This is a genomic window from Streptomyces sp. NPDC051822, from assembly GCF_044452745.1.
Lineage (GTDB): Bacteria > Actinomycetota > Actinomycetes > Streptomycetales > Streptomycetaceae > Streptomyces.
Genome location: NZ_JBITBZ010000013.1, coordinates 233,016 through 257,317, shown reverse-complemented (window position 1 = coordinate 257,317; position 24,302 = coordinate 233,016). Strand labels below are relative to the sequence as shown.

Genomic DNA, 24,302 nt, shown 5'->3' with positions numbered 1-24,302 from the left:
ACGGCCCAAGATCTGGACAGCGCGTCCGCATGACGGACGGAGTGTTCAGCTTTCGGTCGGTTCGCCGGGCCGGCTCAGGCTTCGGTCAGGTACCGCTGGAGGGTCGGGGCGACCATCGCCACGATCTTCTCCGGGTCCGCCGAGGCCAGCGGCTCCACCTGGATCACGTACCGCATGATCGCGATCCCGATCATGTGGGAGGCGGCCAGCTCCGCGCGGAACTTCGGGTCCGGTACGTCGAGGTCGTCCGCGATCCGCTCCAGGAGCCGCCGCAGCACGAAGGTCCGCAGCACCTTGGCCGCCGCCTCGTGGGTCAGCGCGGAACGGACGATCGCGAGCAGCGGGGCCCGGCTGACCGGGTTCTCCCAGACGCCGATGAAGAACCGCGCGAGCCGCTCCCCGATGGCCTCGCGCGGACCGCCGACGATCGCGGGGACGACGAGCGCCGGCTCGAAGGAGACCTCGATCGCGGCGGCGAAGACCTCGTCCTTCGTACCGAAGTAGTGGTGGACGAGCGCCGGGTCGACTCCGGCGGCCTTGGCGATGCCCCGGACCGAGGCCTTGTCGTAGCCGCGCTCGGCGAACTGACCGCGGGCGGCCTCCAGGATGCGTTCGCGCGCGCCCGGTCCGCTCTCCTCGCCGGTACGGGAGGGGCGGCCGCGCCTGCGCGGAGCCGGTTCGGTCACGGTCGCGGGACCCGGGAGGGGCGGCCGGCCGCCGACGCCAGGTGGAGCCGGGTGAAGGCGAGGGCCTCCGCGAGGTCGGCCTCGCGTTCGGCGGCTGACATCGCGCGGCGGGTGTTGACCTCGATGACCACATGGCCGTCGAAGCCGGTGACGGCGAGGCGCTCCAGGAGTTCGGCGCACGGCTGGTTGCCGCGTCCGGGGACGAGGTGCTCGTCCTTCGCCGAACCCCTGCCGTCGGCGAGGTGGACGTGGCCGAGCCGGTCGCCCATGCGGTCGATCATCGCGAGGGTGTCCGTGCGGGCGGTCGCCGTGTGCGAGAGGTCGAGGGTGAAGTGCCGGTAGTCGTCCTTGGTGACGTCCCACTCAGGGGCGTACGCGAGCATCTCGCGGTCCTTGTACCGCCACGGGTACATGTTCTCGACGGCGAACCGTACGTCGGTCTCGTCGGCCATCCGCCAGATGCCGGTCACGAAGTCCTTGGCGTACTGGCGCTGCCAGCGGAACGGGGGATGGACGACCACGGTGGACGCGCCGAGCTTCTCGGCCGCCGCCTGGGCGCGCTGGAGCTTGACCCACGGGTCGGTGGACCAGACGCGCTGGGTGATGAGGAGGCAGGGGGCGTGCACGGCCAGGATCGGGACCTGGTGGTAGTCGGAGAGCCGGCGCAGCGCCTCGATGTCCTGGCTGACCGGGTCGGTCCACACCATGACCTCGACACCGTCGTAGCCGAGGCGCGCGGCGATCTCGAAGGCCGTCGCCGTCGACTCCGGATAGACCGAGGCCGTCGACAGGGCGACCTTCGCATCCGGGACGCGCACCGCTGGTTCTGCCACGCAGACAGGGTACGGGGCGGGCCGGGGGGTCGTGGGGTGGTTCCGGTCACGCCGGGACCACCACCGCACCGCCTCCTGCCGGAGAACCGACCCGCCCGGCCGGGGCCGGGTCAGTTCTCCGGCAGGTGGTCCAGACGTCGCAGGATGACGCCCTCGCGCAGGGCCCAGGGGCAGATCTCCAGGTTCTCCACCCCCAGCAGGTCCATCGCGCCCTCCGCGACGAGCGCGCCCGCCAGGAGCTGTCCCGCACGGCCCTCCGAGACGCCCGGCAGGGCCGCGCGCTCGGGAATGGTCATCCCGGCGAGGCGCGGGACCCACTCCTCCAGGGACTTGCGGGTCAGGGTCCGCTGGACGTAGAGGCCCTCGCCCGAGCCGGGGGCGCCGGCGATCCTGGCCAGCTGCTTGAAGGTCTTGGAGGTGGCCACGACGTGGTCGGGGCGGCCGGAGCGGCTGAACTCGCCGACCGTGCGGGCGATCTGCGCGCGCACATGGCGGCGGAGCGCCTTCACGTCGTCGAGGTCGGCCGGGTCGCCCGGCAGCCAGCCGGCGGTCAGCCTGCCCGCGCCGAGCGGCAGGGAGACCGCCGTGTCGGGGTCCTCGTCCATGCCGTAGGCGACTTCGAGGGAGCCGCCGCCGATGTCGAGCAGGAGCAGCTTGCCCGCGGACCAGCCGAACCAGCGGCGGGCGGCGAGGAAGGTGAGCCGGGCCTCCTCCTCGCCGGTGAGGACCTGGAGGTCGACCCCCGTCTCGTCCTTCACGCGCGCGAGGACGGCGTCGGCGTTGCTGGCCTCGCGGACCGCGGAGGTCGCGAACGGCAGCACCTCCTCGCAGCCCTTGTCCTCGGCGGCCAGGAGCGAGTCCCGGACGGTCGCGATGAGCCGCTCGACGCCGTGCGGCGCGATGGCGCCGCGCTCGTCGAGGAGCTCGGCGAGCCGCAGCTCCGCCTTGCGGGAGTGGGCGGGCAGCGGCCGGGCGCCCGGGTGGGCGTCCACCACCAGGAAGTGCGCTGTGTTCGAACCGACGTCGAGGACTCCGAGTCTCATGGGCGGAACGCTACTGCGCGCGCCCGCATACGCTTGGTGTTGTGCCAAAGACGAAGAAGGCGAAGCCGGGCAGGGCCATCGACGACGACACCGCTGTGACGGGCGTGACGGGTGTGGCTGCGGGCCGGGCCGGCAAGGCGGCCAAGGCCGGTAAGGCCACCAAGGCGGGCAAGTCCGTGACGAGCGGCAAGAAGCGGGGCAAGGGCATGGAGCCGGACGAGAAGGGCCTCGACTTCGCGCGCGCGTGGGTCGAGTTTCCGGACCCGGCCGACGAGGAGCAGGTCTTCCGCTGCGACCTGACCTGGCTGACCTCGCGCTGGTCGTGCGTCTTCGGCAGCGGCTGCCAGGGCATCCAGGCGGGCCGGGCCGACGACGGCTGCTGCACGCTGGGCGCGCACTTCTCCGACGAGGACGACGAGAAGCGGGTCGCGACCCATGTGGCGCGCCTCACGCCGGAGCTCTGGCAGTTCCACGACGTCGGTACGGACTCCGGCTGGACCCAGCTCGACGAGGACGGCGACCGGCAGACCCGCCGCTGGGAGGGGTCCTGCATCTTCCAGAACCGTCCCGGGTTCGCGGGCGGCGCGGGCTGCTCGCTGCACATCCTGGCCCTGAAGGAGGGCAAGGAGCCGCTGGAGACCAAGCCGGACGTCTGCTGGCAGCTGCCGGTGCGGCGCACGTACGACTGGATCGAGCGGCCCGACGACACGAAGGTCCTCCAGGTGTCGATCGGCGAGTACGACCGCCGCGGCTGGGGTCCGGGCGGCCACGACCTGCACTGGTGGTGTACCTCGGCCACCTCCGCGCACGGCGCCGGGGAGCCGGTCTACGTCACGTACCGGCCCGAGCTCACCGAGATGATGGGCACGGAGGCGTACGAGGTCCTGGCGGAGCTGTGCGCGGCGCGGCTCTCCTCGCAGCTGCCGCTGGTGGCGCCACACCCGGCCGACCCGAAGGTCTGAGCCGGCGCTTCACGACGTGGACGGCGGGGGCGGTTCCTCCGTCGTCGGCGGGTTCGTCGGCTCGGTCGGGCCCGGGTCCGTCGTGGTCGGAGGGGGCTCCTCCGTCGTCGGCGGCGGGGTCGTCGGCTCCGTGGTCGGCGGACTCGTCGGCGGGGTGGTGGGCTCGGTCGGGCCCGGGTCCGTCGTGGTCGGGGGCGGCTCCTCCGTCGTCGGCGGCGGGGTCGTCGGCTCCGTGGTCGGCGGACTCGTCGGCGGCGTCGTCGGCTCGGTGGTCGTCGGCGGCCTGGGGACGGGGCCCGCGGCCGGCGGCGGGGCGGCGACCCCGTGGCCGTCGATCCGGACCACCGCGCCCGAGGGGTTCACCCCGAGCCTGGCGCTCCAGGCGCCCCGCGGTTCGCGCGCGTGGTCGACGCGGACGGCGACCGTGACCGTCTCCCCGGGGCGGAGCGTGCCGGAGGCCCGGTTCACGTACAGCCAGGGCGCGTCCGTCCACAGCGACCACTCGACCGGGGAGCCGCCCGAGGCGGTGAGGGTCAGCAGCGTCAGGTCGCCCTGGCCGCGCGCGGAGACCGTGATCCAGCCGGGGGCCGCCTCGCCGGGCACTGAGGGTCCCGGGCCGGTGGGGCCGCCGGGGCTGAGCACCTCGACGGAGACGTCGGGGGCGCGGCTGCCCCGGGTGAAGCGGGGCTCGGGGGTGGTGCGGGCGTTGCCCGCGTTCTCGTAGCGGTCGTGGGGGCGTCCGTCCGGGCCGACCGGCTCGTCCGCCTCGCGCGCGCTGATCCGGGAGCCGTCGCGGGCGCTCGCGTCGGCCACCGGCGCTCCCCGGTAGGACGTCCACAGGGCGAGGACGGGCGCGGCGACCACGGCCGCGACGACGGTGGTCGTCACCGCGCGGGCCCGCATCCGGTCGCGGCGGGCCACATGGTCCTTCGGGTCCATCGGGAAGCCGGTCGGGGTGAAGCGCGGGGCTCCGGCACGCGCGCGTGGAACGTGCAGCATCGCCATGTACGCGGCGGCCCGGGGCGCCTCGACGAGCGGCAGCCGGACCGGGGGCAGGCCTCCGGCCCCCGGCCAGGAGCCGGTGGCGCCGACGCGTTCGGCGGCCCGGCGGCAGCGGGGGCAGTCGTCGACGTGCCGGACGAGTTCGGCGCGCAGGGCGGCCGAGAGGAGTACCTGGTGGTCGCCGGTGAGCCGGGCGACGGTGGGGCAGCTGCCGGTCTCGACGACGGCGAGGGCGGCCCTGGTGCGTTCGACCTCGCAGCCGGCGGTGGCGAGGAGTTCGCGGGCGGCGAGCGGGTCGAGGGAGAGGACGGCGGCGACCTGACGGTGGCTGAGGCCGTGCCGTACCGCGAGCTCCAGGGCCTCGCGCTGCTCGGGCGTGGTGCCGGCGGCCTCGGGCCAGGCGAGCAGCGCGAGTTCGGCGCGGCGCCGCTCGGCGGTCTCCTCGGGGATCCGGGGCGGCTCGGGCGCGGTGACGGCGGGGCGGCCGGTGTGGGCGCCCTGGCGCTTGCGACGCTGCTCGCCGAGGCTGCGCAGACAGGCCCAGCGGGCGAGGGCGTACAGCCAGGCCGTGCGGCCGTCCTCGTCGGAGGGGCAGCGGCCGTGGTGGCGCTCGGCGACGGCGAGGACGTCGCCGAGGACGGCGGTGGCCGTGTCGTGGTCGCAGAGCACGGAGAGGCAGTACGTGAAGAGCCCGTCGAGTGCGGCCTCGTAGCGGGCGGGGGGCCGTCGGCCGAGCGTGCGCGGTCCCTCGTCCGCGGCGGGGTGCGCCCGGTGTGCGCCGGTGGTGCGTGCGGGAGATTCCAGCCTGCTGCTCGTCACCCGGTGACCCTAGGCAGCGCGGGGGGCACTTTTCGTACCGGTCGCGTTCTTCTCATTCTTACGGGTGAAGGTATCGCTCGAAAGGGGACAGGAACCGAGGATCCCCCGGCCCTCGACCGGCCCGGGGTCCGTTGTCGGTGGGGGCCGCTACGGTGGGCGACATGGCTGCCCGTACGAAATCGACCAAGGACCGGCCGTCCTACCGCTGCACCGAGTGCGGCTGGCAGACGGCCAAGTGGCTCGGCCGCTGTCCCGAGTGCCAGGCCTGGGGGACGGTCGAGGAGTACGGCGCGCCCGCCGTCCGCACGACCGCGGCGGGCCGGGTCTCCACCGCCGCCGTGCCCATCGGACAGGTCGACGGCCGGCAGGCGACCGCCCGCTCCACCGGCGTCGACGAGCTGGACCGGGTCCTCGGCGGGGGTCTGGTGCCCGGCGCCGTCGTGCTGCTCGCGGGAGAGCCGGGCGTCGGGAAGTCCACGCTGCTGCTCGACGTGGCGGCCAAGGCGGCGAGCGACGAGCACCGCACGCTGTACGTGACGGGCGAGGAGTCCGCGAGCCAGGTCCGGCTGCGCGCCGACCGGATCAACGCGCTCAGCGACCATCTCTACCTCGCGGCCGAGACCGATCTGTCGGCCGTCCTCGGGCACCTGGACGCCGTGAAGCCCTCCCTGCTGATCATGGACTCGGTGCAGACCGTCGCCTCCCCGGAGATCGACGGCGCGCCCGGCGGCATGGCGCAGGTCCGCGAGGTCGCCGGAGCGCTCATCCGGGCCTCCAAGGAGCGCGGCATGTCCACGCTCCTCGTCGGCCACGTCACCAAGGACGGGGCCATCGCCGGTCCCCGGCTCCTGGAGCACCTGGTCGACGTCGTCCTGAGCTTCGAAGGCGACCGGCACGCGCGCCTGCGCCTGGTCCGGGGCGTCAAGAACCGGTACGGGGCGACCGACGAGGTCGGTTGCTTCGAGCTGCACGACGAGGGCATCACCGGGCTCACCGACCCCTCCGGGCTCTTCCTGACCCGGCGTGACGTGGCCGTTCCCGGCACCTGTCTGACGGTCACCCTGGAGGGCCGCAGGCCGCTCGTCGCCGAGGTCCAGTCGCTGACCGTGGACTCCCAGATCCCGTCCCCGCGCCGGACCGTCTCCGGCCTCGAGACCTCCCGGGTCTCGATGATGCTGGCGGTCCTGGAGCAGCGCGGCCGGATCAGCGCGCTGGGCAAGCGGGACATCTACAGCGCCACCGTGGGCGGTGTGAAGCTCACCGAGCCCGCCGCCGACCTGGCGATCGCGCTCGCCCTCGCCTCCGCGGCGAGCGACACCCCGCTGCCGAAGAACCTGGTCGCGATCGGCGAGGTCGGGCTCGCGGGCGAGGTCCGGCGGGTCACGGGCGTCCAGCGCCGGCTGGCCGAGGCGCACCGGCTGGGCTTCACGCACGCGCTGGTCCCCACGGACCCGGGCAGGGTCCCGGCGGGCATGAAGGTGACCGAGGTCGCGGACATGGGCGACGCGCTGCGGGTGCTGCCCCGCAGTCGGCGCGCGAAGGCCCCGGAGGCGGCGGAGGGGTAGGGGGTGTCTTGCCGATCAGGCCGGGCTCGCGGCGTGATCGGCAAGACACCCCCCAAGCCTGATCCGAACGGGAGACCCCCACCCCACGCGCGGGCACCCCGTGCGTGGAGTGACAGGTTCGCTCCGTACGCTTCGCAAAGGCGCGGAGGGTTAGGTCCGCGTCAGGGCGGGGACCCCTTTCGGACCACCCGGGATCGGTCGGGGGCGGAGGGCGGCGGGGTGGTGTCGCTAGACTTTGCCCTGGTCTCGCCCATCCGTACGAGCCGGAGGAGTGCAGTGGCAGCCAAGGACGGGGCAACAGGTCCTGGAAAGTCCGGCGCGGGCTCCGGCAACGAAGCACTGATGCGTGCCGCGCTGAGCGCGGTCGCGCCCGGCACCGCGCTGCGCGACGGCCTGGAGCGGATCCTGCGCGGCAACACCGGTGGTCTCATCGTGCTCGGCCTGGACAAGACGGTCGACTCGATGTGCACCGGCGGTTTCGTGCTGGACGTCGAGTTCGCCGCCACGCGCCTGCGTGAGCTGTGCAAGCTCGACGGCGCGCTCGTCCTCGACAAGGACATCACCAAGATCCACCGCGCGGGTGTGCAGCTGGTCCCGGACGCCTCCATCCCCACGGAGGAGACCGGCACCCGGCACCGTACGGCGGATCGGGTCTCCAAGCAGTGCAACTACCCGGTCGTCTCCGTCTCCCAGTCGATGCGGCTGATCGCGCTGTACGTGAACGGGGAGCGCCGGGTCCTGGAGGAGTCGGCCGCGATCCTGTCCCGCGCCAACCAGGCGCTCGCGACCCTGGAGCGGTACAAGCTGCGTCTCGACGAGGTGGCCGGCACGCTCTCCGCGCTGGAGATCGAGGACCTGGTCACGGTCCGGGACGTCACCGCCGTCGCCCAGCGTCTGGAGATGGTCCGCCGGATCGCCACCGAGATCGCGGAGTACGTGGTCGAGCTCGGTACGGACGGGCGGCTCCTCTCGCTCCAGCTCGACGAGCTGATCGCGGGAGTGGAGCCGGAGCGCGAGCTGGTGATCCGGGACTACGTGCCGGAGCCCACCGCCAAGCGCGCGCGTACGGTCGCCGAGGCGCTCACCGAGCTGGACGCGCTCACCCACACCGAGCTGCTCGAACTTCCGGTGGTGGCGCGCGCCCTGGGGTACAGCGGTTCGCCCGAGACCCTCGACTCGGCGGTCTCGCCGCGCGGCTACCGGCTCCTCGCCAAGGTGCCGAGACTGCCGGGCGCGATCATCGAGCGGCTCGTGGAGCACTTCGGCGGGCTGCAGAAGCTGCTCGCGGCCAGTGTCGACGACCTGCAGACGGTCGACGGTGTCGGCGAGGCCCGTGCCCGCAGCGTGCGCGAGGGCCTGTCGCGGCTCGCGGAGTCCTCGATCCTGGAGCGGTACGTCTGATCCCTGCCCCGGGTGTCCGGGGCCGTACCGCCCGTCAGTCCTTGGCGAGCGTGAACGAGGCCGGGAGCACCTTCGCGCCCGGCATCGTCGCCTCCACGAGGTAGGTGCCGGGGCCGGCCTGGCCCTTCGGGGCGGTGGCGCACCGCGGTGCGCTCTGCCCGCGGTCCCACTCCACGGTGTGGGTGACGGTGGCCTTCGCGGGGACGCGCAGCAGGATCGGGGTGCCGGGGCGCGGGCAGTCGGCGGAGGACCAGATCTGCTCGTCCTGGGCGTCACTGATCGTCAGAACCGCGTTGCGGGGTCCGAAGTCCGCCTTGCAGTCGGCGTTCGAGGTGCTCTTCGCGACGAGGTGGAACCGGGGCTTCTCCCCCGCCTCGTAGCTGACCTTGGCGGTGCGGAGCGTCAACTGAAGTGATCCGGCCGGGCAGTTCGGGAGCGGCGAGTCGGCCGGTACCTGCCGGCCCGCGCCGGTGCCCGCTCCCCCGTCGCCGCCCGCGCCGTCGGTGTCGCCGTTCTTGCCGCCGTCACCGGTGCCCGCCGCGGTACCGGCGGCCGTACCGGAGTCGGCGCCCGACCCGGCGTCCGTACCGGAGTCGCCCGGGTCGCCGTCGCCGCCCGCGGAGTCGCCGGAGTCCTCGGAGTCGTCCGACTCGTCGCGTCCGCCGGGCTGTTGGCTGATCGCCGGCCCGCTGCCGGAGGGGCCGGGGGTGATCGAGGGAGGGGTGGGAGACGAGCCGTTGGCCGCGTCGTTCGACTTCTTCCCGCCCCCGTCGCCCGAGGTGACGGCCCATACGGCGAGGAGCACGAGAAGCGCCACCAGGCACGCCGCCACCGCCCTCCGTCGCCAGTAGATGGTGGAGGGAAGCGGCCCGACCGGATTGCGCAAAGATCCCACGACCCGAACCTTACGAGAGATCCGGGCCAACTCCCGCCCCACCCGCCGCCCGAGGCATCAAGTTTTGCCGATGATCACATCCGTCGGTTCCGGGAACTTTTCCGGTGAGGCGGCCCCGGCCGCCTCGCGAACTCAGCCGAAACCGGCGGGAAACGGACGGAAGCGCGGGGCGGGTGACGACCCCCACTTTCGTAGGGGGTCGTTCTGGCCGTTGGCCCGGGGCGAGGGGCTCCGGATTCCGGTTAGCGTCGTCCACCATGAACACGCTCCTCGACCTGTCCGACCGGCTGTACCTCGACGTCGCCGACTTCGCCCACTCCACCCCCCACTGGTTCCAGTGGCTCGCCGAGGTCTGGACCGAGGCAGGACTCCTGCTGTTCGGCGCGCTGTTCCTGGCCGGCTGGTGGCGCTCCCGCGAGGGTTCGAGCCGTGCGATGTCGCTCGCGCTGCTCGCGCCGCTCGCCACCGCCTTCGGATACGTGGTGAGCGAGGCGCTGAAGTCGCTGATCGACGAGGAGCGTCCGTGCCGCGCGGTCGTCGGGGCACCCGCGTCACTGGTCACCTGTCCCCCCTACGGCGACTGGTCCTTCCCCAGCAACCACTCCGCCATCGCGGGTGCCGCGGCCGTCGCGCTCGCGCTGTCCTGGCGCGGGATCGTCTGGCTGACCGTGCCGATGGCCGTCCTCATGGCCTTCTCGCGGGTCTTCGTCGGCGTGCACTACCCGCACGACGTGACCGTCGGTCTGCTCCTCGGCGGCCTGGTGGCGTTCCTCGTCATGAGGGCGGCGGTCCGCCCGGTGGGCTCCCTGGTGGAGACGGCCAGGTCGAGCCGCAGCTCGGCCGTGGTGTGGTGCGCGGGGCGCGGGCCCCTGACGCACGCCTCCTCGCGCGCTGAGGAACCCCGGCGCGCGCGCCACGGCGCGTACTGAGCCGCTCGCCCGGAGCCCGAGCCACGGCACGTACGGTTCGCGTCGTGGACGTGCCAGGATCGGGGGTGCCATGACTTCCATCGACGCTCCCGTCACCCCTGACGCCCCCGCCCCCGCCGCCGCTCCTGCCTCCGCCGCCTCCGCTCCTGCCTCCGCCGCCTCCGCTGCCTCCGTCGCTTCTGAGGCTCGCGAAGTTCTTGGGGCCGAGGCCGCCTCCGCCCTGCCCACGCCCCCGGCCGAGCTGCACGGGCCGGTCCTCGCCTGGTTCGACCGGCACGCCCGTGACCTGCCCTGGCGCCGCCCCGAGGCCGGTGCCTGGGGCGTCATGGTCAGCGAGTTCATGCTCCAGCAGACCCCGGTCGTCCGGGTGCTGCCCGTGTACGAGCAGTGGCTCGCGCGCTGGCCGCGCCCGGCCGACCTGGCCGCCGACGCCCCCGGTGAGGCGGTCCGCGCCTGGGGGCGGCTCGGCTATCCGCGGCGGGCCCTGCGGCTGCACGCCGCCGCCGTGGCCATAACGGAACGGCACCGGGGCGACGTGCCGAGCGATCACGGCCAGCTGCTCGCGCTGCCCGGCATCGGCGAGTACACGGCGGCCGCGGTGGCCTCCTTCGCGTACGGGCAGCGGCACGCGGTCCTCGACACCAACGTGCGCCGGGTCTTCGCCCGGGCCGCGACCGGCGTCCAGTACCCGCCGAACGCGACCACCGCCGCCGAGCGGCGGCTCGCCCGCGCCCTGCTGCCCCAGGACGAGGCGACGGCCTCCCGCTGGGCCGCCGCCTCCATGGAGCTGGGCGCGCTGGTCTGCACGGCGAAGAACGAGGACTGCGGGCGCTGCCCGATCTCCGGGCAGTGCGCCTGGCGGCTCTCCGGGAAGCCGGCCCACGACGGCCCGCCGCGGCGCGGCCAGACGTACGCCGGGACCGACCGTCAGGTCCGCGGCCGGCTCCTCGCGGTGCTGCGGGACACGAGCGACCCGGTGGCGCAGGCGGCCCTGGACGCGGTCTGGGACGAGCCGGTGCAGCGGGCCAGGGCCCTGGACGGGCTGGTCGCGGACGGACTCGTGGAGCCGCTGGACGGCGGGTACTACCGGCTTCCGGTGTCCTAGGGAACGGCGGAGGCGCCCGCGGCCGCGAAACCTCCGCCGTTCCCTCTGTTACACAACCGATGGACAGCCGTGCGTCCACCGACGGCTGCCCCGCACAGCCCCGTGACAACAGCTCCGTAGCGTCGTCCACGACACGAGGAAAAAGCTGGTCACGGGGTTGTGGAGGCGGTTCGGATGAGGCATGGCGAGGTACTCGACTTCGAGGAGTACGTACGCACGCGGCAGGAGGCGCTGCTGCGCAGTGCCCGCCGTCTCGTCGCCGACCCCGTCGACGCCCAGGACCTTCTGCAGACGGCCCTCGCCCGCACGTTCGGACGCTGGGACGGCATCGCCGACAAGTCCCTCGCCGACGCCTACCTGCGCCGGGTCATGATCAACACCCGGACCGAGTGGTGGCGCTCCCGCAAGCTCGAAGAGGTGCCCACCGAGCAGCTTCCCGACGCCTGCGGCGACGACCCCACCGAGCAGCACGCCGACCGGGCCCTCCTCATGGACGTCCTGAAGGTGCTCGCGCCGAAGCAGCGCAGCGTCGTGGTCCTGCGCCACTGGGAACAGATGAGCACCGAGGAGACGGCGGCGGCGCTCGGCATGTCGACGGGTACGGTGAAGTCGACGCTCCACCGCGCGCTCGCCCGGCTCCGCCAGGAGCTGGAGAGCCGTGAGCTCGACGCCCGGGCCCTGGGGCGGCCCGGGGAGCGGACGAGCGGACGAGGCGACGAACGGGAGCGGGAGCGGTGCGCGGCCTAGACGGCGAAGCCGACGGCAGCAGACACGACGACGGCCGGCACGACTCCGACGGACACGACGGCGACGGACACGTCCTCGGCGGAGACCTCGGCAGCGGCAGCGGTGGGGATCCCGGTTCCGGCCGGGGCGGTGCAGGGGGCCGTCGTCGGCGCCGTACCGTCAAGGCGGCGAGCATCACGGCGGCGGCCGGGCTCGTCGCCCTCGGGCTGTCCATGGCCGCCTGTTCCACCGGCGGCACCGGATCCCGTGACGAGGGCGCGGCCGGCACCCACGACGTGGCCGCGGCGGCCCCCACCCCCTCCGGGTCCGCCGACGGTGAGCCCCGGTCCGCCGAGCGGGTCGACCCGATCGCGCTGCTCAAGGCCGATCCGAAGATCGGCTCTCGCCTCAAGGCCGATCTGAAGCCGTGCGTGGCGGACGCCTACCCGGTCGACGCCTCCTACGGCAATCTCACCGACGGCCCCGCCCCCGATGTCGTCGTCAACGTGATGACCTGCGGCGATGCCGTCGGCATCGGTACGTACGTCTACCGGAAGCAGAGCGATCGGTACGAGAACGTCTTCATGGCGGAGGACGCGGCGGTCTACGCCACGATCGACCGGGGCGAGCTCGTCGTCACCAAGCAGGTGTACGCGAAGGGCGACCCGGTCGCGTATCCCTCGGGTGAGGACGTCATCACGTACCGCTGGTCGGGGAACAGGTTCACCCAGCACGACTGGGTGCACAACGACTACAGCCGGGCGGTCGGCGACGGCGGCATCGAGGAGCCCGCGCCGAGCGAGCCCCCGGCCGACTGAGCCCCTCCTCCCGCCTCCCCCTCCCCTCCTCCCGCCTCCCCCACGACCGCACAAGCAGCGCACGCACCCGAAGGGCACGCACGATGGCCGAGACCCATGTCCTGTTCGTCGAGGACGACGACGTCATCCGTGAGGCCACCCAGCTCGCCCTGGAGCGGGACGGCTTCCGTGTCACGGCCGTACCCGACGGGCTCTCGGGCCTGGACGCCTTCCGGGCCCAGCGGCCGGACATCGCCCTGCTCGACGTGATGCTGCCGGGCATGGACGGGGTCAGCCTCTGCCGCCGCATCCGCGACGAGTCGACCGTGCCGGTGATCATGCTGTCGGCGCGCGCCGACTCGATCGACGTCGTCCTCGGCCTGGAGGCCGGCGCCGACGACTACGTCACCAAGCCCTTCGACGGCTCCGTGCTGATGGCCCGCATCCGCGCCGTACTGCGCCGCTTCGGGCACGCGGGCGGACCCGGCGCGGGCGAGCAGGGCGGGGAGGGGCCGGGCTGCGGGCTGCTCGTCTTCGGCGACCTGGAGGTCGACACCGAGGGCATGGAGGTCCGCAGGGACGGGACGCCGGTCGCGCTGACCCCGACCGAGATGCGGCTGCTCCTGGAGTTCTCGTCCGCGCCCGGCACCGTGCTGTCCCGCGACAAGCTCCTCGAACGGGTCTGGGACTACGGCTGGGGCGGCGACACCCGGGTCGTGGACGTCCATGTCCAGCGGCTGCGCGCCAAGATCGGCCAGGACAGGATCGAGACGGTCCGCGGCTTCGGCTACAAGCTCAAGGGTTAGGGCCGGGGTGTGAGACCGTTCCCGCTCCGTACCGGGGTCCGCTGGAAGATCGCCGTCGCCATCGCGGCGGTCGGCGCGCTGATCGCGGTCACCCTGAGCGTCGTCGTGCACAACGCCGCCCGGATCTCGATGCTCGACAACGCGCGCGAGGTGCAGATGGAGCGGCTGCTCTTCGCCCAGCGGATGTACGAGACGTCCAAGCCCAAGGAACCGCGCTTCGGCACGAAGATCAACGACCCGTCGCTGCCCACCCAGCTCGACCAGCTGATGCGGGACGAGCGGCGCGGGACGTACGTGCAGGAGCACCGGGACGGCGGGCCGCCGGACGTGTGGGCGGCCGTACCGCTCGCCAACGGCGACGTGCTCTCACTGCACATCCCCTTCGCCGACCGCAGCGCGACGATCATGAACGATCTGGACCGGGCCCTCGTCATCGGCTCCGTCTCGGTGGTCTTCGGCGGCTGCGCGCTCGGCGTCCTCATCGGCGGCCAGCTCTCGCGGCGGCTGCGGAAGGCCGCCGTCGCGGCCGGGAGGGTGGCCCAGGGCAACACTGACGTCCGGGTTCGGGAGGCCGTCGGCGGGGTCGTACGGGACGAGACCGACGACCTGGCGTGGGCGGTCGACGCCCTCACCGACGCCCTCAACGAACGGATCGAGGCCGAGCGGCGGGTCACCGCGGACATCGCGCACGAGCTGCGCACCCCGGTGACCGGGCTGCTCACCGCGGCCGAGCTGCTGCCGCCCGGGCGCCCCACCGAGCTGGTACGGGACCGGGCGCAGGCCATGCGGACCCTCGTCGAGGACGTCCTGGAGGTGGCCCGGCTCGACAGCGCGTCGGAGCGGGCCGAGCTCCAGGAGATCGCGCTCGGCGAGTTCGTGGAACGGCGGGTGCGGGCGCTCGACCCGGAGGTGGTCGTCCAGGTCGTCCACGAGTCCTGGGTGAACACCGACCCGCGGCGCCTGGAACGGGTCCTGGGCAACCTCCTCGCGAACGCGGCCAAGCACGGCAGGCCGACGGTGGAGGTCACCGTCGAGGGCCGGGTGGTCCGCGTCCGCGACCACGGGCCGGGCTTCCCCGAGGCGCTCCTCAAGGAGGGGCCGAGCCGCTTCCGTACGGGATCGAGCGACCGGGCGGGCCAGGGCCACGGCCTGGGTCTCACGATCGCGGCGGGCCAGGCCCGGGTCCTCGGCGCCCGGCTGACCTTCCGGAACGTGGCCTCCGAGAGCGCGCCGAACGGTGTGGGCGGGGCCATCGCGGTGCTGTGGCTGCCGGACCACGCGCCGACGAACACGGGCAGCTTCCCGGTGCTGCGGCAGCCGGTCTGAGCCTCCGCCCGCCTACGCGAGGGGCCGGTCCCGAACGGGACCGGCCCCCTTTTCGTACCCCTGCCGCGGTCAGACCGTCTCGGCGACCTTCGCGTGGTCGTCGCCCGCCGTCTTCGGGGCCTCCGGCACGGGGCCGGCGCCGCGGAGCGCGACCTCCTTGACGAGGAAGGCGAGGGCGAAGCCGAGGACGGAGACCGCGGCGGCGACGAGGAAGGCGCTGTGCGTGCCCGAGGCGACCGCGTGCTGGTAGGCCTCGCGGAGCGCCTCCGGCAGCTTGGCCAGGCTCGCCGCGTCGAGCTGGGCGGTCTGTTCGGTCAGCCCGGATCCGCCGCTCGCCGCCATCTCGTCCTGGACGCGGCTCGTGAAGAGCGCGCCCATGATCGCGACGCCGAAGGAGGAGCCGAGGGTCCGGAAGAGGGTGGTGGAGGACGAGGCGACGCCCATGTCCTTCATCTCGACGCTGTTCTGGGCGACGAGCATGGTGATCTGCATGAGGAAGCCCATGCCGGCACCGAGGACGGCCATGTAGATCCCGGAGGTCAGCCGGGAGGTGCCGGTGTCCATCTGGGACAGCAGGAAGAGTCCGACCGTCATGAGGGCGCCGCCCGCGATCGGGAAGATCTTGTACTTGCCGGTGCTGGTGGTGAAGCGGCCGACGAGCAGCGAGACGAGCATCATCGCGAGGAGCATCGGCAGGAGCAGCAGACCCGAGTTGGTGGCCGAGGCGCCCTGGACGGACTGCTGGAAGATCGGCAGGTAGAGGACCGCGCCGAACATCACGAAGCCGGTGATGAAGCCGATCAGGGACATCACGGTGAAGTTGCGGCTGCGGAAGATGTGCAGCGGCATGATCGGGTCGCTCGCCCGCGTCTCGACGTATAGGAAGGCGGCGAGCGCGGCGGCTCCGCCGATCCCGAGGCCGACGATGGTGGCCGAGCCCCACGCGTACTCGGTGCCGCCCCAGGTGGTGACGAGGACGATCGCGGTGATGCCGACGGTCAGCAGCGCGGCGCCGAGGAAGTCGATGCGGGTGCCCGTGGCGCGCTGCTTCTTCGGCAGGTGCAGGACGGTGGTGACCATGGCGAGGGCGACGGCGCCGAGCGGCAGGTTGATGTAGAAGGACCAGCGCCAGCCCCAGTGGTCGGTGATGGTGCCGCCGACGAGGGGGCCGCCGATCATGGCGAGGGCCATCACGCCGGCCATCATGCCCTGGTACTTGCCGCGCTCGCGGGGCGGTATGAGGTCGCCGATGATGGCCATGACGCCGACCATGAGGCCGCCGGCGCCGAGGCCCTGGATCGTACGGAAGCCGATGAGCTGGCCCATGTCCTGGGCCATGCCGCTCAGCGCCGAGCCGATCAGGAAGATCACGATCGAGGCGAGGAAGACGCCCTTGCGGCCGAACATGTCGCCGACCTTGCCCCAGAGGGGGGTGGAGGCGGCGGTGGCCAGGGTGTAGGCGGTGACGACCCAGGAGAGGTGTTCGAGGCCGCCGAGTTCGCCGACGATCGTCGGCATCGCGGTGCCGATGATCATGTTGTCCAGCATCGCGAGGAGCATCGCGATCATGAGGGCGAGGAGGACGACGCGGACGCTGCGCGGCGCTTTACCCGGTTCCTCTGGTGCCGGCTTCGCTGTCGCTGGCGCTGTCATCGGTGTCCCCTTACTTGCCGCCCGGCTAGTTACTACACTGGGGACGGTAGACGCGTAACTTGCCGGTCGTCAAGTAAGTTTTCTGGAAAGTGGAGAGCAGCCATGGCCCGAGGCAACACCCGCCAGCGGATCCAGGACGTGGCCCTGGGACTCTTCGCCGAGCAGGGGTACGAGAAGACCTCGCTGCGCGAGATCGCCGAGCACCTCGACGTCACCAAGGCCGCGCTGTACTACCACTTCAAGACCAAGGAAGACATCATCATCGGCATCTTCCAGGACCTCACACGGCCCGTGGACGAGCTGATCGACTGGGCGCGGGAGCAGCCGCGGACGCTGGAGGTCAGGGAGGAGATCCTGCGCCGCTACCAGGAGTCCCTGATCGGCGCGTACCCGCTGTTCCGCTTCATGCAGGAGAACCAGGCGGCCGTCCGCGAGCTGAGCATCGGCCTGACCTTCAAGGAGCGGATGCTCGAACTGAGCGGCCTGATCCAGGAGCCGGACTTCACCGTGCGCGACCGGGTGCGCTGCGTCAGCGCGATCTTCACGCTGCACGCGGGGATGTTCTTCATGGACAACGTCGAGGGCGACCCCGAGGAGAAGCGCGAAGCCGTCCTCGAGGTCGCCCTCGATCTGCTGAGCCAGGCCCACGGGGGGCCGGTGGCGGGAGCTTAGATGCTCACGCCGTGGGACCGCAGGAAGGCGGCCGGGTTCACGGAGGAGCCGTAGTTCGGGGTCGTACGGATCTCGAAGTGCAGGTGCGGGCCGGAGGAGTTGCCGGTGTTGCCCGAGAGGGCGATCTGCTGGCCGGCGCCGACCTTCTGGCCGACGTGCACCTTGATCTTCGACAGGTGGGCGTACTGCGAGTACGTGCCGTTGGTGTGCTTGACGACGATCGCGTTGCCGTACGCGGGGCCGTCACCGCCACCGTTCGGGCCGGCCTTCACGACGGTGCCCGCACCGGCGGCCTTGACCGGGGTGCCGACCGGGACGGCGAAGTCCTGGCCGGAGTGCTTGTGGGACCACATGGCGCCGCCCTGGTTGTAGCTGGCGGTCAGGGTGTACGAGGTGACCGGCTTGACCCAGGACGGGGCCTTCTTGGCGGCGACGGCCTTCGCGGCGGCCTGCTTGACGACGGCGGCCTGCTTGGCGGCCGAGGCCTTCGCGGCGGCGGCCTTGACCTGGGCGGCCTTGGCGGCGGCCTTGACCTCGGCGGCGACGTGGGCCTGGGCGTCGGCCTGGGCGGCGACGGCGGCGGACGCCGTGACCGCGACCGGAGCGGCGGCGGCGTTGCCCTCGGCGGCGAAGGCGGACCCTGCTCCGGCCACCATCGTCGCTCCGAGACCCGCGGCGGCGAGAGCGACAGCGGTGATACGGGCGGCGGGGTTCATGACGCGCTTCGACATACGGGGGAAGACCTCCGGGAAGTACGGGACCCGACGCGGACGGTGCTGCGCCGGGCTGCTTGCTCATCCTTGGTAACCCGGACCCCCACCCCGGCCAAAACACCCCATCTACGACATCGCGTCGTAGCGATCTCCGGGGAAGTTCAGCCCTTGACGACCTCCGGAGCCCTCCTTCAAATCGGACATACCGACACAAGAGAATCGGTTTATTCGCATGTCGCGGGTGGCCGGAACCGCCCAAAAGGCCGTGCTACGTCCGGTTCGGGTCCCCTCGGGACCAAAGGCCCGGCGGTTCAGCCCTGAACGTCCCGAATCGACACCAAAGGTCGCCACTATTCCGGTTAGTACCCCTCGAAACCCCTGTGCGCCTTGTCACCAGACGCCGGCCCGGAAAGCGACCTGGGTCACGCAACCGAGCCGTCCGGAAGGCCGTCCCGCACTACGCTGACCGCATCGGGGACCCACGGGGGGACACACATGGAACCGGCACTCATCGGCGCGCGCCTCGCCTCTGCTGCGATCGCCCCTCTCCTGAAGAAACTGCTGGTCAGCGACGAGCCGGGGGCCGGTCTCACGGGCAAGGCGTCCAAGGTCCGGCTCTCCGGCCTCGTCTCCTTCCGCGGTGAGAAGCGCACCCTGACCGAGAAGGACGTCCGCAAGCTCGCCAGGACGCTGGTCGAGCGCTCCCTCGACGGGCCGGGAGAGGCGCCGTTCCCCGCCGACGAGACCGAGGCCGTCATCCACACGCTCGGGACGACGCTCCTGTCGCTCGGCGACCTCGACATGGACGACGTCCAGGCCGTCCGCCTCGGCCACCGCGCCCTCGCCCGGCGCCTGCGCGCGGCGGCCCCGGCCCCCGACGGCCTGTCGACGGACTCCGTTCTCTACCTGGACTCGATGACGGAGTGGGCCGCCCTCCACATCCTGGACTTCTTCAGCCGTCGCTCCACCTTCATCGCCCGCAGCCTGGTGGAACAGACCCGCGGCCAGACCGAACTCATCGCGAAGATCGACGAGGTCATCCGCCGGACTCCCCGGGCGGACGGCAGGGACGCGGAGTTCGAGCGGCGCTACCTGGCCCACCTGGCGAAGAAGCACGGGCGCCTGACGATCTACGGCGTCGACCTGCACGACTCGCCGGACCGGTGGCCGCTGGACATGGCGTATCTGTCGCTGGAGGCGACGGGGCGGGAGTCCGCGTCCGGGGTGCCCGACGAGAACGGGCAGCCGGCCTCGCCCCCGAACGAGCAGGCCCCGACCCGCGCCGACCTCGCCCTCACCCGCCACGACAAGCTCCTGCTGCGCGGCCTCGCCGGCTCCGGCAAGACGACGCTCATCCAGTGGCTGACGGTCTCGGCGGCGGCCGAGGAACAGCCGGAAGGCATGGCGTACCTGGCCGGGCGTATCCCCTTCGTCCTCCCCCTGCGCACCCTCACCCGCCACGGCGAGCGGCTCCCCGCCCCCGACCACTTCCTCTCGGCCGCCGGCTGCCCGCTCACCCCGCCCGAGGGCTGGGCCGACCGGGTCCTGGCCGCCGGGCGCGGCCTGGTCCTCGTCGACGGCATCGACGAGATCCCCGAGGCCGAACGCGGCCGGGCCCGCGACTGGCTCCGCGGCCTCCTCGACGCGTACGAGGGCAACCGCTGGCTCGTGACCTCGCGCCCCACGGCCGTACGGGACGACTGGCTGGCCCCCGACGGCTTCACCGAGCTGACGCTCGCGCCCATGTCACGTGCCGACGTCGCCACGTTCGTCCGCCGCTGGCACCGGGCCGCGGGGCCGGAGGCGCAGCCGTACAAGCAGCCGCTCCTCGACTCCCTCCGCACCAGCGAGCACGTCGCCCAGCTCGCCACCAACCCCCTGATGTGCGGCCTCATCTGCGCCCTGCACCGCGACCGGCGCGGCTACCTGCCCCGGGGCCGCAAGGCGCTCTACGAGGCCGCCCTGTCCATGCTCCTCACCCGCCGCGACCGCGAGCGGGACATGGGCACCCCGTACGGGATCGCCCTCGACGAGGCCCCGCAGATCCAGCTGATCCAGCGGCTCGCGTACTGGCTGACGCTGAACGGCCGCCTCCAGATGGACCGCTCCCACGCGGAGTCGGTGATCGCAGAGGCCGTCCCCGCCGTCGTGGAGGCCTCGGGGCACGAGCCCGGCACGGTCTTCACCCATCTCCTCCACCGCAGCGGCCTGCTGCGGGAACCGACGGCGGACACGATCGACTTCGTCCACCGCACCTTCCAGGACTACCTGGCGGCCAAGGCCCTGGTGGACCACTGGGACATCGGCGTCCTGGTCCGCCACGCCACGGACGACCAGTGGGAGGACGTCATCCGCATGGCGGTGGGCCACGCGCGCCCACGCGAGTGCGCGGAGATCCTGCGGGAGCTGCTGGCCGCGGCGGACCGCGCCGAGGACCGGGAGACCAGCCTGCGCCTGACGCTCCTCGCGGCGACGGCCCTTGAACACGCGACGGAAGTGCCCCCGGCGGTACGGGACGCGGTCCTGAGCCGCACGGCCGAGGTGATCCCCCCACGCGATCCGGACGAGGCCCGCGAGCTCGCGCTGGTGGGCCGGCTTGTCCTCGACCTGCTCCCGGGCCCGGAGGGCCTGAGCGACGAGGCGGCCCAGATGGTGGTGATCGCCGCGAGCCACATCACCGTCGACGCGGCCATCCCGTACCTGTCCCGGTTCGCCTCCCACCCGGCGCTGGACGTCAGGTCCCAGCTGATCTGGGCCTGGCGGCGCTTCGCAGCCCGGCCGTACGCGGAGGCGGTCGTCGCCCACCTGGACCCCACCGACCTGCACTTCGTCCTGCAGGACGACCTGCGGGCGGACGAAGTCCTCCGCCTCGGCCTCGCTCCGGAGGGACTGCAGATCGGCAGGGGCGTCTCGTCCACCCGGCTCTCGGCACTGATCGACCGCTGCGACCTGCGACAGCTGTTCCTCACCCGGGGAGCCGAGGACCTGGCTCTGCCCGCGCTGGAGTCACTCGGCCGCCTCGAAGCCCTCTCCGTCAGCCTTCCCCACCACACCCCGTGGCGGCTCGGCGACCTGCCGGCCACGGCGCCGCTCAAGGAGCTGTACTTCGCCTCACCGCCGGAGGAGGGGACGCGGGGCCTCGCCCACTACCGGGACCTGCGCCACCTCACCCTGGGGCTCGTCCGCCTCACCCCCGACTCATGGCGGGACCTGGCCGCGCTGACCCGCCTCGCGGGCCTCACTGTCGAGGCCGACTCCCTGAACTCCTGCCCCGCCGACGTCGTACTCCCGTCAGTCGTCACCCTGCATCTCCTGCCGGGCAGCCGCAGCTCCCACTCGCTGGAACCGGTCACGACGGCATTCCCCGCCCTGCGGAAGATCATCGGACGCGGCCTCGCCCTCCACGGAGCCGAGCACCTTCCGCCCGACATCGAGATCGCCCTCTCCTGACCCCACGCAAAGGGGCGGCCCCGGAACCATCAGGTTCCGGGGCCGCCCCTTGTGCTCAGGCGCTACGCCTTACGCGTCCTTCGACAGGTTCGGGCCGGTGCCGCCCGTCGCCTCGATCGGAGGAGCGTCCGGCAGAGCCGTCTTCTCCTCGCCGCGGAAGGTGAACTTCTTCTCCTCACCCTCGCCCTCGGTGTCGACGACCACGATGTGGCCGGGACGCAGCTCGCCGAAGAGGATCTTCTCCGACAGCGTGTCCTCGACCTCGCGCTGGATCGTCCGGCGCAGCGGCCGGGCACCCATCACCGGGTCGTAACCCTTCTTGGCGAGCAGCTCCTTCGCGGACTGGGAGAGCTCGATGCCCATGTCCCGGTCCTTGAGGCGCTCGTCGACGCGGCCGATCATCAGGTCGACGATCTGGAGGATGTCGTCCTGGGTCAGCTGCGGGAAGACGATGACGTCGTCCACACGGTTGAGGAACTCCGGGCGGAAGTGCTGCTTCAGCTCGTCGCTGACCTTCGCCTTCATCCGCTCGTAGTTGGACTTCGTGTCGCCCTGGGCGGCGAAGCCCAGGTTGAAGCCCTTCGAGATGTCCCTGGTCCCGAGGTTGGTCGTCATGATGATGACCGTGTTCTTGAAGTCCACGACCCGGCCCTGGGAGTCGGTCAGGCGACCGTCCTCCAGGATCTGGAGAAGGGAATTGAAGATATCGGGGTGGGCCTTCTCGACCTCGTCGAAGAGGACGACGGAGAACGGCTTGCGGCGCACCTTCTCGGTGAGCTGGCCGCCCTCTTCGTAGCCGACGTATCCGGGCGGCGAACCGAAGAGACGGGAAACCGTGTGCTTCTCGCTGAACTCCGACATGTCGAGGGAGATCATCGCGTCCTCGTCGCCGAAGAGGAATTCGGCGAGCGCCTTGGAAAGCTCGGTCTTACCGACACCGGACGGACCGGCGAAGATGAACGAGCCACCGGGGCGCTTCGGGTCCTTCAGACCGGCCCGCGTACGGCGGATGGCCCGCGAGAGGCCGATGACGGCGTCCTTCTGCCCGATGACGCGCTTGTGGAGCTCGTCCTCCATGCGGAGCAGGCGGCTGGACTCCTCCTCGGTCAGCTTGAAGACCGGGATGCCCGTGGCGGTCGCGAGGACCTCGGCGATCAGGTCGCCGTCGACCTCGGCGACGACGTCCATGTCGCCGGCCTTCCACTCCTTCTCCCGCTTGGCCTTCGCGGCGAGGAGCTGCTTCTCCTTGTCCCGGAGAGAGGCGGCCTTCTCGAAGTCCTGCGAGTCGATCGCGGACTCCTTGTCGCGGCGGACGCCGGCGATCTTCTCGTCGAACTCGCGGAGGTCCGGCGGCGCGGTCATCCGGCGGATGCGCATCCTGGAGCCGGCCTCGTCGATCAGGTCGATCGCCTTGTCCGGGAGGAAGCGGTCCGAGATGTACCGGTCGGCCAGGGTCGCGGCCTGGACGAGGGCCTCGTCGGTGATGGAGACCCGGTGGTGGGCCTCGTACCGGTCGCGCAGGCCCTTGAGGATCTCGATGGTGTGCGGCAGCGACGGCTCGGCGACCTGGATGGGCTGGAAGCGGCGCTCGAGGGCCGCGTCCTTCTCCAGGTACTTCCGGTACTCGTCGAGCGTGGTGGCACCGATGGTCTGGAGCTCACCGCGGGCCAGCATCGGCTTGAGGATGCTGGCGGCGTCGATCGCGCCCTCGGCGGCACCCGCACCCACGAGGGTGTGGAGCTCGTCGATGAACAGGATGATGTCGCCGCGGGTGCGGATCTCCTTGAGGACCTTCTTCAGGCGCTCCTCGAAGTCACCGCGGTAGCGGGAGCCGGCGACCAGCGCGCCGAGGTCCAGGGTGTAGAGGTGCTTGTCCTTGAGGGTCTCGGGCACCTCGCCCTTGACGATGGCCTGCGCCAGGCCCTCGACGACGGCGGTCTTGCCGACGCCGGGCTCGCCGATGAGCACCGGGTTGTTCTTGGTGCGGCGGGACAGCACCTGCATGACCCGCTCGATCTCCTTCTCGCGCCCGATGACCGGGTCGAGCTTGGATTCGCGGGCCGCCTGGGTGAGGTTGCGGCCGAACTGGTCGAGGACCAGGGACGTCGAGGGGGTGCCCTCGGCAGGGCCGCCGGCCGTGGCGGCTTCCTTGCCCTGGTAGCCGGAGAGCAGCTGGATGACCTGCTGCCGCACCCGGTTGAGGTCGGCGCCCAGCTTCACGAGGACCTGGGCGGCGACGCCCTCGCCCTCGCGGATCAGGCCGAGCAGGATGTGCTCGGTGCCGATGTAGTTGTGGCCGAGCTGGAGGGCCTCTCGGAGCGACAGCTCCAGGACCTTCTTGGCACGCGGGGTGAAGGGGATGTGCCCGGACGGGGCCTGCTGCCCCTGCCCGATGATCTCCTCAACCTGCTGGCGGACCGCCTCGAGCGAAATCCCGAGGCTCTCCAGGGCCTTAGCGGCGACACCCTCACCCTCATGGATAAGGCCCAGAAGGATGTGCTCGGTGCCGATGTAGTTGTGGTTGAGCATCCGGGCTTCTTCCTGAGCCAGGACGACAACCCGCCGCGCGCGGTCGGTGAACCTCTCGAACATCGTTAATCGCTCCTCAGAGCGGTCAGTCAGTTAGGGGTCGATCCCCTCCCTGTCCTTCCGCAGCTTAGTCCCGCAAGCGGGGACCGCTCATTCCAACTGCCGACATCCGTCCGGATCACCCCCTCTTCCGCGGGGAGACCTGCTGCCGAACAGCCGACAAATGCTCCAACCCGATGGTGCGAGACGATGTTCCCGCAGGCCAAGTAGTTAGCCACGTCATCAGTACGCCGATGGCGAACGTGAGACGCCGAAGCCTGCGACTCGCCCCTCTCCACTAGGAATGTCTTACCCGTAAGGACTGACACTCCATGCGGCGCACCCCGGTTC

The 24,302-nt window shown here is 72.0% G+C and carries 19 protein-coding genes; 11 read left to right on the top strand and 8 right to left on the bottom strand.

Going from position 1 to position 24,302, the window contains the following annotated elements:
• Nucleotides 1-74 precede the first annotated feature (74 nt).
• From ACIA8N_RS32200 to ACIA8N_RS32190, 3 genes are all read right to left on the bottom strand, one after another.
• Entirely contained in the window at nt 75-686 is a 612-nt protein-coding gene (locus tag ACIA8N_RS32200) for a TetR family transcriptional regulator (protein WP_030554585.1), read from the bottom strand.
• A complete protein-coding gene (locus ACIA8N_RS32195) occupies nt 683-1,519 on the bottom strand; it encodes a sugar phosphate isomerase/epimerase (protein ID WP_365784857.1) in 837 nt (278 codons plus the stop codon). The genes ACIA8N_RS32200 and ACIA8N_RS32195 overlap by 4 nt, the downstream gene beginning before the upstream one ends.
• Before the next feature lie 110 nt (nt 1,520-1,629).
• Nucleotides 1,630-2,562, bottom strand: coding sequence for a Ppx/GppA phosphatase family protein (locus tag ACIA8N_RS32190; RefSeq protein ID WP_365784859.1), 933 nt, complete (start codon nt 2,560-2,562; stop codon nt 1,630-1,632).
• Between the two features lie 206 nt (nt 2,563-2,768).
• Between ACIA8N_RS32190 and ACIA8N_RS32185 the strand changes: the two genes are divergently transcribed.
• Nucleotides 2,769-3,524, top strand: a complete 756-nt coding sequence (locus tag ACIA8N_RS32185; RefSeq protein WP_365784977.1) for a hypothetical protein — start codon at nt 2,769-2,771, stop codon at nt 3,522-3,524.
• Nucleotides 3,525-3,533: 9 nt separating this feature from the next.
• Here ACIA8N_RS32185 and ACIA8N_RS32180 read toward each other — a convergent pair whose 3' ends face one another.
• Nucleotides 3,534-5,345 (bottom strand): hypothetical protein, encoded by a 1,812-nt coding sequence (locus ACIA8N_RS32180; RefSeq protein WP_365784860.1) that lies wholly within the window; start codon nt 5,343-5,345, stop codon nt 3,534-3,536.
• Nucleotides 5,346-5,506: 161 nt separating this feature from the next.
• On the opposite strand from ACIA8N_RS32180, the gene radA reads away from it, so the two are divergent.
• Nucleotides 5,507-6,910, top strand: coding sequence for a DNA repair protein RadA (gene radA / locus ACIA8N_RS32175; protein WP_365784862.1), 1,404 nt, complete (start codon nt 5,507-5,509; stop codon nt 6,908-6,910).
• Nucleotides 6,911-7,186: 276 nt separating this feature from the next.
• Nucleotides 7,187-8,311 carry a DNA integrity scanning diadenylate cyclase DisA gene (gene disA, locus ACIA8N_RS32170; protein ID WP_365784864.1) on the top strand — a complete coding sequence of 375 codons (1,125 nt, stop codon included), beginning with the start codon at nt 7,187-7,189 and terminating at the stop codon, nt 8,309-8,311.
• A gap of 34 nt (nt 8,312-8,345) precedes the next feature.
• Here disA and ACIA8N_RS32165 read toward each other — a convergent pair whose 3' ends face one another.
• Nucleotides 8,346-9,206 (bottom strand): hypothetical protein, encoded by an 861-nt coding sequence (locus ACIA8N_RS32165; protein ID WP_365784866.1) that lies wholly within the window; start codon nt 9,204-9,206, stop codon nt 8,346-8,348.
• Between the two features lie 257 nt (nt 9,207-9,463).
• Here ACIA8N_RS32165 and ACIA8N_RS32160 point away from each other — a divergent pair, with 257 nt between their 5' ends.
• The 6 genes from ACIA8N_RS32160 (at nt 9,464) to cseC (ending at nt 14,895) form a co-directional block, all read left to right on the top strand.
• Nucleotides 9,464-10,135 (top strand): phosphatase PAP2 family protein, encoded by a 672-nt coding sequence (locus ACIA8N_RS32160; RefSeq protein WP_365784868.1) that lies wholly within the window; start codon nt 9,464-9,466, stop codon nt 10,133-10,135.
• A gap of 70 nt (nt 10,136-10,205) precedes the next feature.
• The gene (locus ACIA8N_RS32155; protein WP_365784870.1) at nt 10,206-11,240 is read left to right on the top strand and encodes an A/G-specific adenine glycosylase; all 1,035 of its coding nucleotides are present in this window, start codon (nt 10,206-10,208) and stop codon (nt 11,238-11,240) included.
• A 174-nt stretch (nt 11,241-11,414) separates the two neighbouring features.
• The gene (locus tag ACIA8N_RS32150) at nt 11,415-11,987 is read left to right on the top strand and encodes a SigE family RNA polymerase sigma factor (RefSeq protein ID WP_365784872.1); all 573 of its coding nucleotides are present in this window, start codon (nt 11,415-11,417) and stop codon (nt 11,985-11,987) included.
• Nucleotides 11,975-12,784 carry a hypothetical protein gene (locus ACIA8N_RS32145; protein ID WP_365784874.1) on the top strand — a complete coding sequence of 270 codons (810 nt, stop codon included), beginning with the start codon at nt 11,975-11,977 and terminating at the stop codon, nt 12,782-12,784. The genes ACIA8N_RS32150 and ACIA8N_RS32145 overlap by 13 nt, the downstream gene beginning before the upstream one ends.
• A gap of 83 nt (nt 12,785-12,867) precedes the next feature.
• On the top strand, nt 12,868-13,569 hold the full coding sequence (gene cseB, locus ACIA8N_RS32140) for a two-component system response regulator CseB (RefSeq protein WP_365784876.1): 702 nt from the start codon (nt 12,868-12,870) through the stop codon (nt 13,567-13,569).
• A 9-nt stretch (nt 13,570-13,578) separates the two neighbouring features.
• Entirely contained in the window at nt 13,579-14,895 is a 1,317-nt protein-coding gene (gene cseC, locus ACIA8N_RS32135; RefSeq protein WP_365784878.1) for a two-component system sensor histidine kinase CseC, read from the top strand.
• A 69-nt stretch (nt 14,896-14,964) separates the two neighbouring features.
• On the opposite strand, the gene ACIA8N_RS32130 is transcribed toward cseC, so the two are convergent.
• Nucleotides 14,965-16,548, bottom strand: coding sequence for an MDR family MFS transporter (locus tag ACIA8N_RS32130; RefSeq protein ID WP_365784880.1), 1,584 nt, complete (start codon nt 16,546-16,548; stop codon nt 14,965-14,967).
• 102 nt (nt 16,549-16,650) lie between these two features.
• Between ACIA8N_RS32130 and ACIA8N_RS32125 the strand changes: the two genes are divergently transcribed.
• A complete protein-coding gene (locus tag ACIA8N_RS32125; protein ID WP_030554563.1) occupies nt 16,651-17,220 on the top strand; it encodes a TetR/AcrR family transcriptional regulator in 570 nt (189 codons plus the stop codon).
• Here ACIA8N_RS32125 and ACIA8N_RS32120 read toward each other — a convergent pair.
• Nucleotides 17,217-17,951 carry a M23 family metallopeptidase gene (locus ACIA8N_RS32120; RefSeq protein WP_365784882.1) on the bottom strand — a complete coding sequence of 245 codons (735 nt, stop codon included), beginning with the start codon at nt 17,949-17,951 and terminating at the stop codon, nt 17,217-17,219. The two genes, ACIA8N_RS32125 and ACIA8N_RS32120, sit on opposite strands and share 4 nt — an antisense overlap.
• A 477-nt stretch (nt 17,952-18,428) precedes the next feature.
• Between ACIA8N_RS32120 and ACIA8N_RS32115 the strand changes: the two genes are divergently transcribed.
• Nucleotides 18,429-21,383 carry an NACHT domain-containing protein gene (locus tag ACIA8N_RS32115; protein WP_365784884.1) on the top strand — a complete coding sequence of 985 codons (2,955 nt, stop codon included), beginning with the start codon at nt 18,429-18,431 and terminating at the stop codon, nt 21,381-21,383.
• Nucleotides 21,384-21,452: 69 nt separating this feature from the next.
• Here the strand turns inward: ACIA8N_RS32115 and ACIA8N_RS32110 are convergent, their stop codons facing one another.
• Nucleotides 21,453-23,975 carry an ATP-dependent Clp protease ATP-binding subunit gene (locus ACIA8N_RS32110; RefSeq protein ID WP_365784886.1) on the bottom strand — a complete coding sequence of 841 codons (2,523 nt, stop codon included), beginning with the start codon at nt 23,973-23,975 and terminating at the stop codon, nt 21,453-21,455.
• Between the last annotated feature and the right edge of the window lie 327 nt (nt 23,976-24,302).

What these genes read in the sequence shown, in the direction of transcription:
- ACIA8N_RS32130 (WP_365784880.1), bottom strand. Translation starts at nt 16,548, where the DNA reads ATGACAGCGCCAGCGACAGCGAAGCCGGCACCAGAGGAACCGGGTAAA.
- ACIA8N_RS32120 (WP_365784882.1), bottom strand. Translation starts at nt 17,951, where the DNA reads ATGTCGAAGCGCGTCATGAACCCCGCCGCCCGTATCACCGCTGTCGCT.
- ACIA8N_RS32150 (WP_365784872.1), top strand. Translation starts at nt 11,415, where the DNA reads ATGAGGCATGGCGAGGTACTCGACTTCGAGGAGTACGTACGCACGCGG.
- ACIA8N_RS32110 (WP_365784886.1), bottom strand. Translation starts at nt 23,975, where the DNA reads ATGTTCGAGAGGTTCACCGACCGCGCGCGGCGGGTTGTCGTCCTGGCT.
- ACIA8N_RS32155 (WP_365784870.1), top strand. Translation starts at nt 10,206, where the DNA reads ATGACTTCCATCGACGCTCCCGTCACCCCTGACGCCCCCGCCCCCGCC.
- radA (WP_365784862.1), top strand. Translation starts at nt 5,507, where the DNA reads ATGGCTGCCCGTACGAAATCGACCAAGGACCGGCCGTCCTACCGCTGC.
- ACIA8N_RS32125 (WP_030554563.1), top strand. Translation starts at nt 16,651, where the DNA reads ATGGCCCGAGGCAACACCCGCCAGCGGATCCAGGACGTGGCCCTGGGA.
- ACIA8N_RS32190 (WP_365784859.1), bottom strand. Translation starts at nt 2,562, where the DNA reads ATGAGACTCGGAGTCCTCGACGTCGGTTCGAACACAGCGCACTTCCTG.
- cseB (WP_365784876.1), top strand. Translation starts at nt 12,868, where the DNA reads ATGGCCGAGACCCATGTCCTGTTCGTCGAGGACGACGACGTCATCCGT.
- ACIA8N_RS32185 (WP_365784977.1), top strand. Translation starts at nt 2,769, where the DNA reads ATGGAGCCGGACGAGAAGGGCCTCGACTTCGCGCGCGCGTGGGTCGAG.
- ACIA8N_RS32160 (WP_365784868.1), top strand. Translation starts at nt 9,464, where the DNA reads ATGAACACGCTCCTCGACCTGTCCGACCGGCTGTACCTCGACGTCGCC.
- ACIA8N_RS32115 (WP_365784884.1), top strand. Translation starts at nt 18,429, where the DNA reads ATGGAACCGGCACTCATCGGCGCGCGCCTCGCCTCTGCTGCGATCGCC.